Origin of the sequence: Comamonas sp. (assembly GCF_036643215.1) — a bacterium.
Taxonomy (GTDB): domain Bacteria; phylum Pseudomonadota; class Gammaproteobacteria; order Burkholderiales; family Burkholderiaceae_C; genus Comamonas.
In genome coordinates, this window is record NZ_JAVXSJ010000004.1 from 1 (window position 1) to 15,283 (window position 15,283).

A 15,283-nucleotide genomic window follows, 5' to 3' on the forward strand; every position below is an offset into this window, starting at 1 on the left:
GCGCAAGCCCTTGGCCAGATGAGAGGAAAGCTGGTTCAGCGCAAGCTGCATGAGATTCAGGTACCAAATACGCCTCTAACGCTTATCTATCAAGCGCTAGCAGCTATCAATTTAAGAAGTTTGCAGACTCTTCACTGCGGCGAGGCGGCGAATGATCTGCTGCACGATGTCATTGCGCATGTCCTTGTTCAGCATTTCTTCTTCTGCCGCCTTGGACAAGGCATTGGTTTCGTTATAGGTCACGTTGCGAATCTGGCGAATCTCGGTCGGCTCGATCACGGCATCGCCACCGGGGGTTCGCAGAGAAAAGCGAACGATCAGTCGCAGCTCGATTTCACGCACCTGACCGGCGACGTTAGAGCCGATGATGATGCGCTGGGCCTGTTCGCTGACGACCTGGCAGATCACCTCAGCCGTATCAGGCGAAGCCGGGTCTTTGACCACGGTGAGCTTATCGCTGGAGGACTCCAGATTACGACGCAGCAAAGTGCCCACGGGCGAGCCGCGCCCAGCCTGCACATAGATGGAGCGGAACACAAAGTTCGGCGCACCGCGCAAACGGAATCCGCAGGCTCCCAGCAAAGGCGTCAAGGCCATGGCGGCCAGCAGCGTACGTTTTTGCATCAACTGTCCTTTAATCTACAAAATCCTGCGGCTCCAGCAGAAGCCGCAGGATCACGGCGGGTGGCACGGCCCTTTCGCCAGCGATAGCGAACAAGGGTCGCACCGCCGCGAAGCTACCGCCCCCTCTCAAAGAGAGAGAGAGGAGTCAGGCGCGCCAGCGCCTCAGGGAGGTGATTAGATCACCACGTTCACGAGACGGCCGGGCACCACAATGATTTTCTTGGGTGTCTTGCCTTCGGCGAACTTCTGGTACTCCTCATGGGCCAGAGCCGCAGCTTCGATGGTGGCCTTGTCGGCACCTGCAGCCACCAGAATGGAGCCGCGCAGCTTGCCGTTGACCTGCAGCACAAGCGTAATCTCGTCCTGCACCAGTGCCTTGGGGTCCACCTGAGGCCATGCAGCATCCAGCAGATCACCCATGTGGCTGGCGTAGCCCAGCTCGCTCCACAGCACATGGGCGACGTGAGGCGTTGCGGGGTACAGCACGCGCAGCAGAATGCCGAAGCCTTCGATCAGCGCGACCTTGGCACCTGCGTCATCCAGCGCCTTGAAATCTTCCAGGGCGTTGATCATCTTCATCGCGCCAGAGACCACGGTGTTGTACTGCATGCGCGAGTAGTCGTACTCGACCTGCTTGAGCACGTTATGGATTTCCAGACGCAGAGCCTTGGCGGCCTTGCCGAATTCCACATCGTCCAGCGACTGGGCACCGGCAACGCCTGCCACGGCAGAAGCCATGTCCATGCCCGCCAGCTTGGTGCCGAAGTTGTAGACGCGGCGCAGGAAGCGGTAGCTGCCTTCCACGGCGGACTCGTTCCACTCCAGTGTCAGCTCGGGGGGCGAGGTGAACATGGTGTACAGGCGCGCGGTGTCGGCGCCGTACTTTTCGATCAGGTCCTGAGGATCCACGCCATTGTTCTTGGACTTGGACATGGTGGTCATCTCGTAGTCGAGCTTGGAGCCATCGGCCTTGAGCGTGCAAGTCGCGACGTCCACGTCCTTTTCCCAGTAGTACTCCTTGGCACCGCTGGGCAGTTTTTGCGAGTACGCACCGCGCAGCACCATGCCCTGCGTCAGCAGCTTGGTGAAGGGCTCGTCGATCTTGAGCAGGCCCAGATCGCGCATGACCTTGGTCCAGAAGCGTGCGTACAGCAAGTGAAGGATGGCGTGTTCCACACCACCGATGTACTGGTCCATACCGCTACCACCGGTCGCCAGATTCTGATCGCGCATCCAGTAATCAGCGCCCGCGCCCACCATCTGCTCGCTGTTCTTCGCGTCGCAATAGCGCATGAAGTACCAGGAGCTGTCTACGAAGGTGTCCATGGTGTCCGTTTCGCGGCGGGCTGGCTTGCCGCAGCAAGGGCAGACCACACCGGCGTGGAACTCTTCGCTCTTGATCAGCGGGTTGCCGGAGCCGTCCGGTACCAGGCCTTGCGGCAGCACGACCGGCAGATCCTTCTCAGGCACAGGCTGGGCACCGCAATCTTCGCAGTGAATGATAGGGATAGGCGTGCCCCAGTAGCGCTGGCGGCTCACACCCCAGTCGCGCAGACGCCAGGTGGTCTTGAGCTCGCCCAGACCCTTGTCGCCCACAATCTTGGCCACGGCTTGCACCGCATCCTTGTGGTTCAGGCCGTTCAGCTCGCCAGAGTTGATCAATACGCCGCGTTCCTTGTCGCCGTACCAGTCGCTCCACTGCTTGTCGTCGTAAGCGGCCTGGCCTTCAACCGCCACCACTTGCTTGATAGGCAGGTTGTATTTGTTGGCAAACAGGAAGTCGCGCTCGTCGTGGGCAGGCACGCCCATTACGGCGCCGTCGCCATAGCTCATCAGCACGTAGTTGCCAATCCACACCTCGACTTGCGCGCCGGTGATGGGGTGGGTGACGAACAGGCCAGTGGGCTTGCCTTCTTTTTCACGAACGGCCAGTTCAGCCTCTGTGGTGCCGCCCTTTTTGCATTCTTCAATGAAGGCAGCCAGCTCGGGCTTGTCTGCAGCGGCGTGCGTGGCCAGTGGGTGCTCTGGTGCTACGGCGCAGAAAGTCACGCCCATGACGGTATCGGCACGGGTGGTGAAGACGTACATCTTGCCGTCTTGGATCAGGCTGCCATCCGCACCCTTGATGTCGTGGGTGAATGCAAAACGCACGCCCGCCGACTTGCCGATCCAGTTTTCCTGCATCAGGCGCACCTTGTCGGGCCAGCCGGTCAGCGTGGCCTTCTCGTTGCCCATTTGCACATGGTCCAGCAGCTCTTGCGCGTACTGCGTGATGGCCAGGTAGTAACCGGGAATCTCGCGCTTTTCCACCAGCGCGCCAGTGCGCCAGCCGCGGCCGTCGATCACTTGCTCGTTGGCCAGCACGGTCTGGTCCACCGGGTCCCAGTTCACGACCTGGGTCTTGCGGTAGGCAATGCCCTTGTCCAGCATCTTGAGGAACAACCACTGGTTCCACTTGTAGTACTCGGGGTCGCAGGTGGCGATTTCACGCGACCAGTCGATGGCCAGGCCCATGGCCTGCATCTGCTTTTTCATGTACGCGATGTTTTCGTACGTCCACTGGGCAGGCGGCACCTTGTTCTTCAAGGCTGCATTTTCAGCGGGCAGTCCAAACGCATCCCAGCCCATGGGCATGAGGACGTTGAAGCCCTTCATGCGCAGCTGGCGCGTGAGCATGTCGTTGATGGTGTAGTTGCGCACATGGCCCATGTGCAGCTTGCCCGAAGGGTAAGGCAGCATGGAGCAGGCGTAGTACTTGGGCTTGCTGCTATCTTCGGTAACGCGGTAGGCGTCCTTGGCTTGCCAATGATCTTGCGCGGCGCGCTCGACGTCGATGTGGTTGAATTTTTCTTGCATGGTGCAGTGCAGTGGCCGCCAGCCCCCTTGGGTCACGGCAAGGTAGTAATCTGAAATCAGCAGGGATTTTAGGCTGCCCGCTCGCTTGCGCCAGTTTCGGCCAGCATGACCGCAAAGTGCGCTGCGCCTTCCAGCCCCGGCTTCCCGCGCGCAACACTGGGAAATGCCGCTGTGCGTAAGCTTTGGGCTGAACTTTGGCATCTGCCAGCAGTCTCACCCTTTCTGCCCCGCCATCGCCGGCCCTCTGCCAGAGTCTGTCAGACCGTATCTGCTTGCGCCCCATCCCCCAATGAATTTGCTTACTGAGGAGCTGTTGTTGCTTTCCCTATGGTCTTTTGCTTCTGAGTGGAACCCTTCCATGCAAACGCTGGCGGCCCTGTGTGCGCTGGCCTTTGCGGCCATGCTGGCGGGCTGGCTGACCCGCTGGCTAGTTCTCAAATTCTTTCGTCACATGCGCGATACGCTCAAGACCGGCTGGTCGCAAGTCCTCATGCATGACAAAGTGCTGCGCCGCATTGCCAAGGCCGTGCCATCCCTGATCGTGCAGTTTGGCGTGATGGGCGTGCCGTATCTGGAGCCGCGCTGGACTACGCTGATCACCAATGTGGCGATTGCCTTCACGGTCTACCACCTGGCACGCGCGCTGTGCGACCTGCTCAACGCCATGAACGAGGCGCACGAACGCGACGAAGAGCGCAAGGCCGCTGCCCAGACCCACTCCATCAAAAGCTATGTGCAACTGGGCAAGCTGCTGATCTGCAGCTTTGCGGTCGTACTCATCGTGGCCACGCTGCTCAACCGCTCACCCCTGCTGCTGCTGTCGGGGCTGGGTGCCATGTCGGCCGTGCTGATGCTGGTGTTCAAGGACACCATCCTGTCCTTTGTCGCAGGCGTGCAGCTGGGCAGCAACGACATGCTGCGCGTGGGCGACTGGATCGAGATGCCCCAGGTCGGAGCCGACGGCTTTGTGATCGACATCGCGCTCAACACCGTCAAGGTGCAGAACTTTGACAAGACCATCACCACCATCCCCACCTGGCGGCTGATGAGCGACAGCTTCAAGAACTGGCGCGGCATGTTCGAGGCCGGAGGGCGCCGCATTCAGCGCTCGCTATCCATCGATGCCCACAGCATTCACATGCTATCCAAAGATGAGCGTCATGCGCTCTCTGACATTGCGCTGCTGCGCGATTACTGGAATGAAAAAACCGGCTTGCGTGCCGTGGACGATGTACAGCCCGGCACCATCACGGCCCAGAGTGGCCACCTCATCGCGCCCGATCAGGTCAGCAATCTGGCCGCCTTCAAGGCCTATGCCTACGCCTACCTGCTGGCACACCCGCGCATTCACCAGGGGCCGGGCATGTTTTTGCTGGCCCGCACACTGGAGCCATCGCCACAGGGCGTGCCGCTGCAGCTGTACTGCTATACCAACACCACCATCTGGGTGGAGTACGAAGCGATACAGGGCGAAATCTTCGACCACCTGATCGCCATGCTGCCGCACTTTGGGCTCAAGCTGTATCAGCGCTCGTCGGACTATGGGATGCATTACCCCATCCCCGGCCCCATGAACAGCAATGTAGTAGCCCATTAACACCCGCTGCGCCCCTTGCCTGCCCACAATGGTTTGACCACCTACAAAGGAGACAGACCATGGCAGGCAAGAAGATTTTGATGATTTGCGGCGACTACTGCGAGGACTACGAGACCATGGTGCCGTTCCAGGCCCTGCTGGCCGTGGGCCATACCGTGCACGCCGTCTGCCCCGACAAAAAGGCCGGCGACCAGATCAAGACCGCCATTCACGACTTTGAAGGCGCTCAGACCTATAGCGAAAAGCCCGGCCACAACTTCACGCTCAACGCCACATTTGCCGACGTGAAAGTGGCCGATTACGACGCGCTGGTCATCCCCGGCGGCCGTGGCCCCGAATATCTGCGTGGTTATGAAAGCGTGCGCGCCGCCGTGCGCCACTTTTTTGACACCAACAAGCCCGTAGCCGCCGTCTGCCACGGTGCGCAGCTGCTGGCTGGCGCTGGCGTGCTCAAGGGCCGCACCTGCTCCGCCTACCCCGCCTGCCGCGCTGAAGTGGAACTGGCTGGCGGCACCTATGCCGACATCCCTGTCGATCAGGCTCATACCGAAGGCAATCTGGTCAGCGCCCCCGCTTGGCCTGCGCACCCGGCGTGGATTGCACAGTTCCTGGCACTGCTGGGCACCAAGATTTCGCATTAAAAAAGCCTCTAGCGCTTATTCAACAAGCGCTTAAAGCTACACATTCAAGAGCAAGCCTCTTGACTGCAGACAAACCGGGCCACACCATGGCCCGGTTTTGTTTTGGAGAGCCGCGCCATGTGCCAGGTCTTTATCAGCGCCGACCCACAACTCTGGAGCCATCGAGCCCGCTCCATCCGTCTGCATGGGGTGGCAACCAGCATCCGGCTTGAAAACCTGTTCTGGCAGGTACTGGAAGAAATCGCCGCCCGCGATGGCTTCAGCGTGCCGCAACTGTGCACCAAGCTCTATGACGAGCTGATTGCCGAACGCGGCGCGGTGGACAACTTCAGCTCTTTTTTGCGCGTGTGCTGCACCCGCTACCTGGCGCTGCAGCTGTCGGGTGATATTCCGCAGGACATGGGCATACCGATTCGCTCGCTGAGCAGCGCACCCGGGCGCGAAGCGTCATCCCTTGCGCACTGACGCTTTCAGCGCAGATACACCGCCTCAAAGCGCAGCAGCACCTGACCATCGGCATCGGTCAGCGCCAGCTTCTGGCCCTGCACCGCAAAGCTGCTGACCTGCGCCAGCGTGCTGAGAAACGCCTGCTCCCTGAGCCGCCCCTGCACACAGGCCATACGGGTCGTCGTCACCGCAGACAGGCGCAGCCAGCGCCCATCAAGGCTATAGCTGCCCCGCAGCCGGTTGCAGCCACCCGCGCCATGAAAGCGGCCAGTGCCGCTCTCCAGCACGATATGCGGCTCGGGCTGGTTGTCATAGGCGCTGACATGCGAGCCATCGCCCATCTGCACCAGCTTCCAGTAGGTATTGAGCAGCGGCGCGGGCTCTGCGGCCATGGCTTCGGCTTCGCTCATGCCTGTGGGCTGACTCCCTTCAGCCGCGCAGCCTGCCAGCCCCCACAACATGCACAGTGCGCCCAGCGCCGGGCGAAAAAAGCCTCTGAAATGAGATATGGCATGCATGGCAGGAAGGAATTAAGGGATAAAAGTGCTGCTAACGCCTACAGGACAAGCGCTAGCAGCTCATTTTTCAGGAGTCCTACATCCCCGGCGCGCCGGGCATTCCCACATAGTAATGGCCTGCCGTCATGCCGCCATCCACCACGATTTCTGCGCCCACCATGTAAGAGGACTCGTCGCTGGCCAGAAACAGCGTGGCAGCCGCGACTTCTGACGGCTCACCCACGCGCTGCAGCGCAATGTTGGTGAAGCCTTGGTTGACCTGCTCGCGCGAGCGCTGGCCGGGGTTGCCCATGGCTGTATCGACACCGCCCGGGTGCACGGAATTCACCCGCACGCCGCGGTGACCCAGCTCCATGGCGGCCACCTTGGTCAGCCCGCGCACGCCCCATTTGCTCGATGCATAGGCCGCCAGCCCGTTCGCGCCCTTCATGCCATCGACGGAGGACAGATTGATGATGGAGCCGCGCCCGCGCTCGATCATGCCCGGTGCCACAGCCTTGATGCCCAGAAACTCCCCCACCAGATTGACCTTGAGAACACGCTCGTAGTCTGCCAACGAGGTTTCAAGCAAGGTTTTGAACAGCAATACGCCTGCGTTATTGACCAGCACATCGGCCGCACCCAGGTCTTTTTCCACATTGCGCACCAGCGCGGCCCAGGATTCTTCGCTGGTCACGTCATGGGGGTAAAAACGAGCCGCGTCACCCAGCTCAGCCGCCAGAGCCCGGCCTTCGGCCTCCAGCATGTCGGCAATCGCCACTTTGGCGCCCTGCTCTACAAACAATCTGCAAGTGGCCGCGCCCATGCCGCGTGCGCCGCCGGTAATGATGGCGGTCTTGCCAGCCAGTCGGTTCATTGCTTTGTCTCCTTATCGTTATGAAAAAAGCCTCGTAAGAGGCTTTTTGATTATTGGTGGCATACCCGGCTGGCCCCCGGCCAATTTCTGCCGGAATGTACCTAGGCCAAACAGGGGTAGCGCAATGTGGAAGGCAGCTATGGGCGTGGCTCCTTCGCACCCTCCGCAGGCTCTACCGCAGTCTCACTCTGCTCCTCAGCGGCGCGCTCGCTGGGGCTGGATTTCGGGCTCCAGATGGGGCCACCGGGCAAAGGCTCTATGATTTTTCCCTCGGCATCGGCCAGCCCCACCAGCAGAGCGCGACCATCGGGCAGCACGCGAAAGTCGCCATATTTGCCGCTTTCAAAATGCGTGCCCTGCCCTTCGGGGAAGAAGTAGGCATCGGTCACCAGCACCCACTGCCCTTTGAGGCGCTTGAGCGGCAAGATCACCTCGCCCGCGCCAGCCTGCTTGCGGTCAGCCACCAGCGCCTGCACCGTGGCAACGCCCTGAGCATCAACGGCGGCGCGCACATAGGCGGTGGGGGCAGTGATATTTTCCAGACCTTCGCTGACGGCGGGCGGCAGATCAAAGCGCAGCGCCATATAGTCGCCCTGCATCAGCGACCGTGGGTCCACGGGGACCAGCGGCACCAGAATGCGCTGACCGTGGGCAATGACTTGCTCTTTGCCGCGCACATCCCAGTTGACCGCGCCAAACACCAGCGCCGCGCCAGCCAGCATCCAGGCCAGCTGCGCCTTGTTGCTGCGCGTTTGTGGCTGCGCGGCTTGCGGCACCGCATCTGCGGCAGTGCGCTGGCGCAGCACCCACAGGCCCGCCAAAAGCACGGCACCCAGTACGGCCACGCCAACGCCTTTAATGGCCAGCGGCCAGTGCAACTCGTAATAAAACTGACTCAGCACCACCAGGCCCAGCAGCGCGCACAACAAAGCAATGCGCCAGCGCCCAGCTAGCAGGGCGGCAGCGGCAATCAGGGCAATGCTTCCCAGATCCACACGAAACCATGCGCACACGGCCAGCAAGGCCCCCACCAGCATCAGCAATGCCGACATGCGGGCTTGCAGCAGACCCCGGCCGCGCCAGATGTGGACCAGCAGCGCTGCAGCCAGCAGCACCTCTGCCGCAGACAGCCAGCGCGCGGCGACAAAAGCCCAGCTCCAGCCTTTGTCCCAGCCTTCGCTCCAGCGCATCTGCCCCTGCACATCCAGCCAGTCATTACCGTAGCTGCCCTTGGCGATGAGCAGCAGCACCCCGACGATTGCGGCATCGGCAAACAACGCCCAGCGAGTCTGCGCCCAGCCTTGCCGAGGCCGTGCCAGCCGGGCGGGTTCGGCCCGCAGCCACAGCCACCACAGGGCCACCAGCAGCAGACTATCGAGCTGCAGCGGCGACAGCCACGGCAACCAGCTTTGCAGCACCATGAAGAAAACAAAGGCGGCTACCGCCCAGGCCACACCCATGATGGTCTGAATCCAGCGCGCCGGGGACAGCCAGGCTCCCAGCATCTGCAGGGCAGCCAGCAACACACAAGCCATCAACAGGTGGGTGCGGGAATCCAGGTAATCGACACCCAGATTGATCAGCACCAGCGCCTCGCCTAGCAGCCACAGCACCAGCCCTGCGCAGCCCGCAAAAGCCTGCGGCCCGCTGCGCAGCAAGGCGCCGCCACCGGCCAATGCCAGCAGGCCCAGCACCATGCCGCCAGCACCTAAAAACACCTCTTCGCCCAACCCCAAGAACACAAAGGCGAGCAGTGGAACCATGCAGACCAGTACGCCCAGCATGGCCATGGCTATGACCAGCACCGTGGGCTCATGGGCATCAACGGGCGCAGCATCGCCCTGCACCAGCCCTTGCTGCTGCGCGGCAGGCCACCAGTGGGGCTGTGATGAGAAATGCTTCATACCTGCTCCTCCCGCACGCGCTGCTGCACGCTCACCAGCCAGCGCACCGAGCCGCCCAGACAGGCTAGCCCCACCAGGGCAAAAATCAGCAGCCCCCCAATATCCGCACGCACCAGAACCCGGGCCGCCGCCGACAGCAGCAGTGTATTGACGGCCAGCGTGGCAAGGCAAAGCGAGACATAGTCCTGAAAACGCCCGTGCAGCGACAGCACCAAACTGGCTGCTACCAGTGCCAGCGTGCAGACCAGTACCGCCCCTGTGCCACGCTCCTCAAAATCAAAAATCTGCGCCACAAACATACTGCTCCACACCGCCAGCGCACAGGCCAGCGCCGCGCGATGCGACCACCAGCCCATGCCGCCCTGAACACGCAACCAGGGCAGCAGCGACACCAGAGTGGGCACACAAAGCAGCGCCAGCCACAGGCCGATGTTCAGCCAGCTGCGCAGTTGCGAGCCATTGCCGAGAAACAGCACATCCCACCAGTCCAGCCGCCCCGTCCACATGACAATGCCCAGCGCCGCAATCAGCACCCACAGCAGCCACAACCAGTCGCTGCGCAACATGCCCACCCAGATCAGCGACAGCGCGGCCCACACGGCAAACAGCTGCCAGGCATCGGCCCCGGTCTGATAGGTCTGCCCCACAAAAGCCAGCAAGCCGCCCAGCACCAGCGTGGCACAGAACAGCGCGGCCACCCGCATGCGCGGCCACATACAGGCTGCCAGCACGGATGCCGCCAGCGCGGCTTCAATCAGGCTTAGTTTGAACAGCCGGGACTGCTCCTGCCAGTTGGCCGCAATCCAGAAAATCAGACCACAGCCCAGCAGCAGGGCAGCTACCAGCAGCAGGCCGGTGCGCACATGCGACTCCATGGTTTGAGGGTTGCGGGGCGACACCGCCAGTTGATAGAGCTGCGCCACGCGCTCTTGGTCGGGCACCAGTGGCTGGGAGGCCTGATACAGATTGGGGTCCATCACATGCTTTCTGTTCAATCAGCCCATCATGCATGGCAAGCGCGGACTCTGACAAATCAGCCTTGTGACGTTTCCTCTTGCACAAAGCTGCAAGCCGCCGTATTGGTGCAGCGCCAGACGCCCTGCCCGGCCAGTGGCCCCCGCTGCATCACCAGCTTGCGCAGCGGCCATGTGCAATGCGGGCATTCGCGCACCTCGTTCATGCGCTTGACCGCAGGGGTAGGTACAGGGACTGGAGCGGGTCGCTCGGGCTGCACATCTACCGGCAACTCAACCATCGCAGCAGCCACCGGCTCCAGCAAGATATCGACCACATCGGGCGGCGGTGGCTTTACGGGCGCTGCCACAGGCTCAGACTTGGGCCGCGCAGGCGTCTTGCTCTGCATCTTTGGCTTGGGTTGCGACTTGGCGGACTGCAACTCCTTCACATGCGCCACATGCTTTTTCTCCGTGGCGCGACCAGGCTGCAGACGCACGGCTTCGAGCTTGTCCAGCAGCTCCTGCATTTGCTCAGGGCTCCATACCGTCTGCGTAAAGCTCTGGATATGGCTGACAAAGCCATCGCCGCGCGTGACTTGCGACGGCATCTCGGTCTTGAACTCGCAGTCGCCCACAAAGGCAATCACCGAGTGCACATGTTCAGGCGCAACGCCCAGCAACTCCTGAATCGCCTTGGTGTGCTTGTAGTTCTGACGCAGAGGGTTCTGAAAACGGCTGCGCTTTTTAAAAATTTGCTGCGTCCACTGCGACTGGCGCTCGCTGCCAAAAATCCAGCCCCGATAGTTCTTGGTCTCCAGCACAAACAGGCCGTAGGGCGAAAAAATCAGGTGGTCAATCTGCGTGCTGCCATCGGCTGTGGGCAAGGTGACGTTGTGCAGATCCACATAGACCAGCGGGTTGAGCTGCTTGCGAATGGTGTTTTGCACCGCCCGCTCCCCACGCCAGCCCTTGAAGCGCGGCGAGCGCAGCACGCCCAGCAGCACGGCAACCAGCAGAGCCAGCCCCAGATACAAAAACAGGCCCTGAAAGGCCGTCGCAAAAATCTGATTCATACAACCACGTCAAAAACTGGCACCACCCAAAACCAGAGATGCCAAGCAAGGGCCGCCCCGCAGCGAAGGCATCGTCCCCCTCCCGCATTGCGAAGCAAAGCGAGAGAGGGGGAAGCCGCGCTGCGGCTCAGGGGGTGCAATCAGTTCAACGCCATGCTCAAACGGCGGCGGTAGCTGTTGACCATGGCGGTCGCCTCATCCAACTCGGCGCTGCTTTTGCCCAGCAGCTCGATGCCGCCAGCGGCCTGGCCGGGCACGGCGTCTTGCTTTTTGGGCTTGGGCGGTGTGAGCAGTTCCAGCACTGCGACGATGAGCTTGCGCGCGGCCTGATCGCTCCAGCCCTTGTCGCGCATGATGATTTCCAGCAGCTCATCCATGGCCATGGTCCACTGGTTATGGGCCAGCAGGGCGCGGGCGCGGCCAAAGCGGGCGTCAAAGTCGCGTTTGTTGGCGGCGATCAGCGGGTCGTATTTGGCCACATCGGCGTTGTCGCCTTCGGTGGCGAATTCCAGCGCCTTGAGCCACTGGTTCAGCGCTTCAAAGCGCAGCGGCTGAGGAATGCGCTTGATGGGCTCGGCCAGCAGGGCGCGGGCTTCTTCAAAGCTGCCGGTGGCGATCAGCAGGCGCACATAGTCAAAGCGTGCGTCGTCGTTGGCGGGGTCGGCCGCCAGTGCATCGGCCATTTTTTGCAGTGCAGCCTGGGTGTCGCCAGCCGCCAGCAGGGCTTGCGCTTCGTCGACTTCAGATTCAGCAGCCATCTCGTCGCCAGCAGGCAGGTGCTTGTCGAGGAATTCGCGCAGCTTGCCTTCGGTCTGAGCCCCTGTGAAACCGTCCACGGGCTTGCCTTCAATCATCAGCACGCAGGTGGGAATGGAACGAATGCCAAACATGCTGGCCAGTTGCTGCTCTTGATCAGAGTCGATCTTGGCCAGCTTGAAGCGGCCTTCGTAGGCGATTTCCAGCTTTTCCAGAATCGGGCCCAGCGTCTTGCAGGGGCCGCACCAGGGCGCCCAGAAGTCCACCAGCACCGGCACGGCCATGGAGGCGGCAATGACTTCGGCTTCAAAATTCTCGATGGTGATGTCAATCATGTGATTCCCAATGCTGCTTGTGCGCTGCCACGGGGCAGCGGCGCTGATGTGTCGACGATCTTCCGGTCACTGCCCGGCCGCCGCGCGATGCTGCGATTCTCCATGCAAATGCGCGCCAGCAATTCATAGGCTGGTGCGGGCTGGGTCTTTGCTCCACAAATGAGAGCAGCTAGCGCCTGCATTGAATGCTTTCAAACATGCTTTATGCCAAGAACCAATATGCATAAAGCGCTAGCCGCTCTCGTTTTAAGAGTGCACACGATGCAGCCCTGACAGCCGCCTCCGCTATATTGCTCACAAAGCAAGGAGCGCAGACTTGATTGAAGTTTCACAACTGGTGTTCGAATACCCCGGCCACCGCGCACTCGATGGCGTGAGCGTCTCGATTGGCGCAGGCAGCGTCACCGCGCTGGTGGGGCCCAATGGCGCGGGCAAATCCACGCTGATGCGCTGCATTGCCGGCCTGGATCAACCGCTGTCCGGCCATATCCGCGTCAAAGACTTGTCCGTCGAAGAGCAGCCGCGCGAGGTGCACCGCCACCTCGGCTATCTCTCTGATTTTTATGGCCTGTACGACCGCCTGAGCGTCATGCGCTGCCTGCAGTACTCAGCGCTGTCCATGGGCGTGGCGCCTAGTTGCGTGCCCGCCCGCGTGCAGCAGGTCGCCACGCAACTAGGGCTGACGGAGCTGCTGCACCGCCACCCTACCGAGCTGTCTCGCGGCCAGCGCCAGCGGGTGGCGATTGGGCAGGCGATTGTCCACCAGCCCAGCGTGCTGCTGCTGGATGAACCCGCCAGCGGGCTGGACCCGGATGCGCGCAGCAGCCTGTCACAGCTGTTTCGCCAGTTGCAGGCACAGGGCATGACGCTGATCGTCTCCAGCCACATCCTGAGCGAGCTGGACGAGTACTGCACCCACATTCTGAGCATTCGCAACGGCCGCATCGAGAGCCACGAAGCACTGCAAAGCGCAGGCGGCGTCAGCCAAAGCCAGCAGAGCCATCAGGCCGCCGCCAACGATCAGCCACAGCTTTACGCGCTGGAAGTGGTCATGCCGCAGACCGAGGGCTTTGAAGCCCGCCTGCGCCAGGCCCTGCTGAGCACCACGGTGCAGGACTTTGACATCACCGGCAGCCGCCCCATTCAGCTGTGGCTGCCCGCCGCAGCGCCCGCCCGGGCCGAATGGCTGAGCCAGCTGGTGCAGGCCGGCATTCCCGTCGCATCGCTGGCCCCTGTGCGTGAGCGGCTGCAAGACCGTTATGCCCGCACGGCGCAGGCCCGTGAGACCGAGAACAAGGAGCAAGCATGAGCGCCGCGCGCAACCCCGAATTTCAGCGCCAGCTCTGGCTGAACTGGCGCCCCTCGCTGCTGGCATGGAGTCTTGGCCTGAGCCTGCTGATACTGGCCATGCCGCTGGCCCTGTCTTCCCCCAAGGATTTGCCGGGCTCACTCAGCATGACGGCCATTGCCGGGGTGTGGGTGGCCGCCATCGTCTACGGCAGCGTGCTGGCCGGGCGCAGTCTGGCCGAAGAAGCCAGCCAGAACACCTGGGACTGGCAGCGCCTGTCTGCCCTGTCGCCCTGGCAGATGGCATGGGGCAAGCTGCTGGGCGCGGCCCTGCCCGCTTGGCTGTATGTGCTGTGGTTTGCAATTGCCTCGGCAGCCATTGCCACCGTGTGGGTGATGGAGCCCATACAAATTCACCACACCATAGGCCTGGCCGTGCTCTGGGGGCTGGGCCTCCAGACCTGGGCCATGAACTCGGTGCTGATGAGCTGGGGCCAGCAAGACCGCCCCGTCAACCGCAGGCGCGCGGCCATATTGCCCTTGCTGCTCCTGTTTTTCATACCCGGCCCGTTTATCAGCCATGTTTACAGAAGTGTGGCGGAGAACAGCAGCAATCCCGTGCTGTGGTGGGGCATGGATGTAGGCGGGCTGGGCCTGGCCTATCTGGCCGGTGCCCTGGTACTGGGCCTGGGCCTGCTGGGCCTCTGGCGCCAGCTGTGCACGCGGCTGGATGTGCGCACCCTGCCCTGGGCCTGGCCGCTGGGTCTGGCACTGACGGGCTTTTTCTCCGCAGGCTCGCTGAACATGGGAATTGCCGCTTTTTTCAGCAGCACCGCCTTGATTGCGCTGACAGGCACCGCCTATGTCGCGCTTCAGCACATGGATCAGCACCTGCGCGCATGGCGCCAGGTGCAATGGTCGGCCTCGCGCCAGCGCTGGCGCGAGGCGCTTGAGGCGTTGCCGCTGTGGCCCGTCAGCCTGCTGCTGGCCTTTGCCATGGCCTTGCTGCTGCTGTTCGCCCCGCATAGCTTCGAGGCTGCCATCAGCGGCCAGCTCAACAGCCTCAACCTCTATCTGTGCCTGCATTTGCTGCGCGACTGCCTGCTGCTGACGGGTTTTGCCCTGCTTGCGGGCAAGCTCAAGTCGCCACTGGCCGCGTTTGTGATTGCCTGGCTGATCCTCAACTTCGCCGCGCCGCTACTGGCCTATGGCGTGGGCGGCTCTACGGGAGCCTTGATTGTGCAACCCGTGGTCGCCATGTGGTTTGGCTCGACCGATGCGGCAGAGCAAGTCGGCGCATGGGTGCGCTATGTGCCCTGGGTGTCTCTGGGCCTGCAGATTCTGGTCACGCTGGGCTGGGTGGTTTACGTCTTCAAAGACCGCGTGCTGGGCTTTGCGCGCGAGCACGCGGCGGCCTGAGTCGGGTGGTCATA

The 15,283-nt window shown here is 62.1% G+C and carries 13 protein-coding genes; 5 read left to right on the top strand and 8 right to left on the bottom strand.

The window, feature by feature from the left end; all coding sequences use genetic code 11:
* Positions 1–111: 111 nt before the first annotated feature.
* Positions 112–624: an LPS-assembly lipoprotein LptE gene (locus tag RSF91_RS04340; RefSeq protein ID WP_332567264.1), complete on the bottom strand. Its 513-nt coding sequence runs from the start codon at positions 622–624 to the stop codon at positions 112–114.
* Between the two features lie 174 nt (positions 625–798).
* Complete coding sequence (gene leuS, locus RSF91_RS04345) at positions 799–3,480, bottom strand: leucine--tRNA ligase (protein ID WP_332567265.1); 2,682 nt, start codon at positions 3,478–3,480, stop codon at positions 799–801.
* 358 nt (positions 3,481–3,838) lie between these two features.
* On the opposite strand from leuS, the gene RSF91_RS04350 reads away from it, so the two are divergent.
* From RSF91_RS04350 to RSF91_RS04360, 3 genes are all read left to right on the top strand, one after another.
* Positions 3,839–5,077, top strand: coding sequence for a mechanosensitive ion channel family protein (locus RSF91_RS04350; protein WP_332567266.1), 1,239 nt, complete (start codon positions 3,839–3,841; stop codon positions 5,075–5,077).
* A 59-nt stretch (positions 5,078–5,136) separates the two neighbouring features.
* Positions 5,137–5,718 carry a DJ-1/PfpI family protein gene (locus RSF91_RS04355; RefSeq protein ID WP_099739157.1) on the top strand — a complete coding sequence of 194 codons (582 nt, stop codon included), beginning with the start codon at positions 5,137–5,139 and terminating at the stop codon, positions 5,716–5,718.
* 117 nt (positions 5,719–5,835) lie between these two features.
* Positions 5,836–6,183 (top strand): ribbon-helix-helix domain-containing protein, encoded by a 348-nt coding sequence (locus RSF91_RS04360; protein WP_332567267.1) that lies wholly within the window; start codon positions 5,836–5,838, stop codon positions 6,181–6,183.
* A 5-nt stretch (positions 6,184–6,188) separates the two neighbouring features.
* On the opposite strand, the gene RSF91_RS04365 is transcribed toward RSF91_RS04360, so the two are convergent.
* From RSF91_RS04365 to trxA, 6 genes are all read right to left on the bottom strand, one after another.
* Positions 6,189–6,683 (bottom strand): META domain-containing protein, encoded by a 495-nt coding sequence (locus tag RSF91_RS04365; protein ID WP_332567268.1) that lies wholly within the window; start codon positions 6,681–6,683, stop codon positions 6,189–6,191.
* A 76-nt stretch (positions 6,684–6,759) separates the two neighbouring features.
* On the bottom strand, positions 6,760–7,539 hold the full coding sequence (locus RSF91_RS04370) for an SDR family NAD(P)-dependent oxidoreductase (RefSeq protein ID WP_332567269.1): 780 nt from the start codon (positions 7,537–7,539) through the stop codon (positions 6,760–6,762).
* A 137-nt stretch (positions 7,540–7,676) separates the two neighbouring features.
* The gene (locus RSF91_RS04375) at positions 7,677–9,443 is read right to left on the bottom strand and encodes a GDYXXLXY domain-containing protein (RefSeq protein ID WP_332567270.1); all 1,767 of its coding nucleotides are present in this window, start codon (positions 9,441–9,443) and stop codon (positions 7,677–7,679) included.
* On the bottom strand, positions 9,440–10,420 hold the full coding sequence (locus RSF91_RS04380; RefSeq protein ID WP_332567271.1) for a DUF2157 domain-containing protein: 981 nt from the start codon (positions 10,418–10,420) through the stop codon (positions 9,440–9,442). The genes RSF91_RS04375 and RSF91_RS04380 overlap by 4 nt, the downstream gene beginning before the upstream one ends.
* 56 nt (positions 10,421–10,476) lie before the next feature.
* A complete protein-coding gene (locus RSF91_RS04385) occupies positions 10,477–11,472 on the bottom strand; it encodes a nuclease-related domain-containing protein (RefSeq protein ID WP_332567272.1) in 996 nt (331 codons plus the stop codon).
* Between the two features lie 140 nt (positions 11,473–11,612).
* On the bottom strand, positions 11,613–12,563 hold the full coding sequence (gene trxA, locus RSF91_RS04390) for a thioredoxin (protein WP_332567273.1): 951 nt from the start codon (positions 12,561–12,563) through the stop codon (positions 11,613–11,615).
* A gap of 316 nt (positions 12,564–12,879) precedes the next feature.
* Between trxA and RSF91_RS04395 the strand changes: the two genes are divergently transcribed.
* The gene (locus tag RSF91_RS04395; protein ID WP_332567274.1) at positions 12,880–13,872 is read left to right on the top strand and encodes an ABC transporter ATP-binding protein; all 993 of its coding nucleotides are present in this window, start codon (positions 12,880–12,882) and stop codon (positions 13,870–13,872) included.
* Positions 13,869–15,269 carry a hypothetical protein gene (locus tag RSF91_RS04400; RefSeq protein ID WP_332567275.1) on the top strand — a complete coding sequence of 467 codons (1,401 nt, stop codon included), beginning with the start codon at positions 13,869–13,871 and terminating at the stop codon, positions 15,267–15,269. Before RSF91_RS04395 ends, RSF91_RS04400 begins: the two co-directional genes overlap by 4 nt.
* Positions 15,270–15,283: the final 14 nt, after the last annotated feature.

Bases quoted from the DNA above. Each gene is read 5' to 3' on its own strand.
- RSF91_RS04340 (WP_332567264.1), bottom strand. From the start codon at position 624: ATGCAAAAACGTACGCTGCTGGCCGCCATGGCCTTGACGCCTTTGCTG.
- leuS (WP_332567265.1), bottom strand. From the start codon at position 3,480: ATGCAAGAAAAATTCAACCACATCGACGTCGAGCGCGCCGCGCAAGAT.
- RSF91_RS04350 (WP_332567266.1), top strand. From the start codon at position 3,839: ATGCAAACGCTGGCGGCCCTGTGTGCGCTGGCCTTTGCGGCCATGCTG.
- RSF91_RS04355 (WP_099739157.1), top strand. From the start codon at position 5,137: ATGGCAGGCAAGAAGATTTTGATGATTTGCGGCGACTACTGCGAGGAC.
- RSF91_RS04360 (WP_332567267.1), top strand. From the start codon at position 5,836: ATGTGCCAGGTCTTTATCAGCGCCGACCCACAACTCTGGAGCCATCGA.
- RSF91_RS04365 (WP_332567268.1), bottom strand. From the start codon at position 6,683: ATGCATGCCATATCTCATTTCAGAGGCTTTTTTCGCCCGGCGCTGGGC.
- RSF91_RS04370 (WP_332567269.1), bottom strand. From the start codon at position 7,539: ATGAACCGACTGGCTGGCAAGACCGCCATCATTACCGGCGGCGCACGC.
- RSF91_RS04375 (WP_332567270.1), bottom strand. From the start codon at position 9,443: ATGAAGCATTTCTCATCACAGCCCCACTGGTGGCCTGCCGCGCAGCAG.
- RSF91_RS04380 (WP_332567271.1), bottom strand. From the start codon at position 10,420: ATGGACCCCAATCTGTATCAGGCCTCCCAGCCACTGGTGCCCGACCAA.
- RSF91_RS04385 (WP_332567272.1), bottom strand. From the start codon at position 11,472: ATGAATCAGATTTTTGCGACGGCCTTTCAGGGCCTGTTTTTGTATCTG.
- trxA (WP_332567273.1), bottom strand. From the start codon at position 12,563: ATGATTGACATCACCATCGAGAATTTTGAAGCCGAAGTCATTGCCGCC.
- RSF91_RS04400 (WP_332567275.1), top strand. From the start codon at position 13,869: ATGAGCGCCGCGCGCAACCCCGAATTTCAGCGCCAGCTCTGGCTGAAC.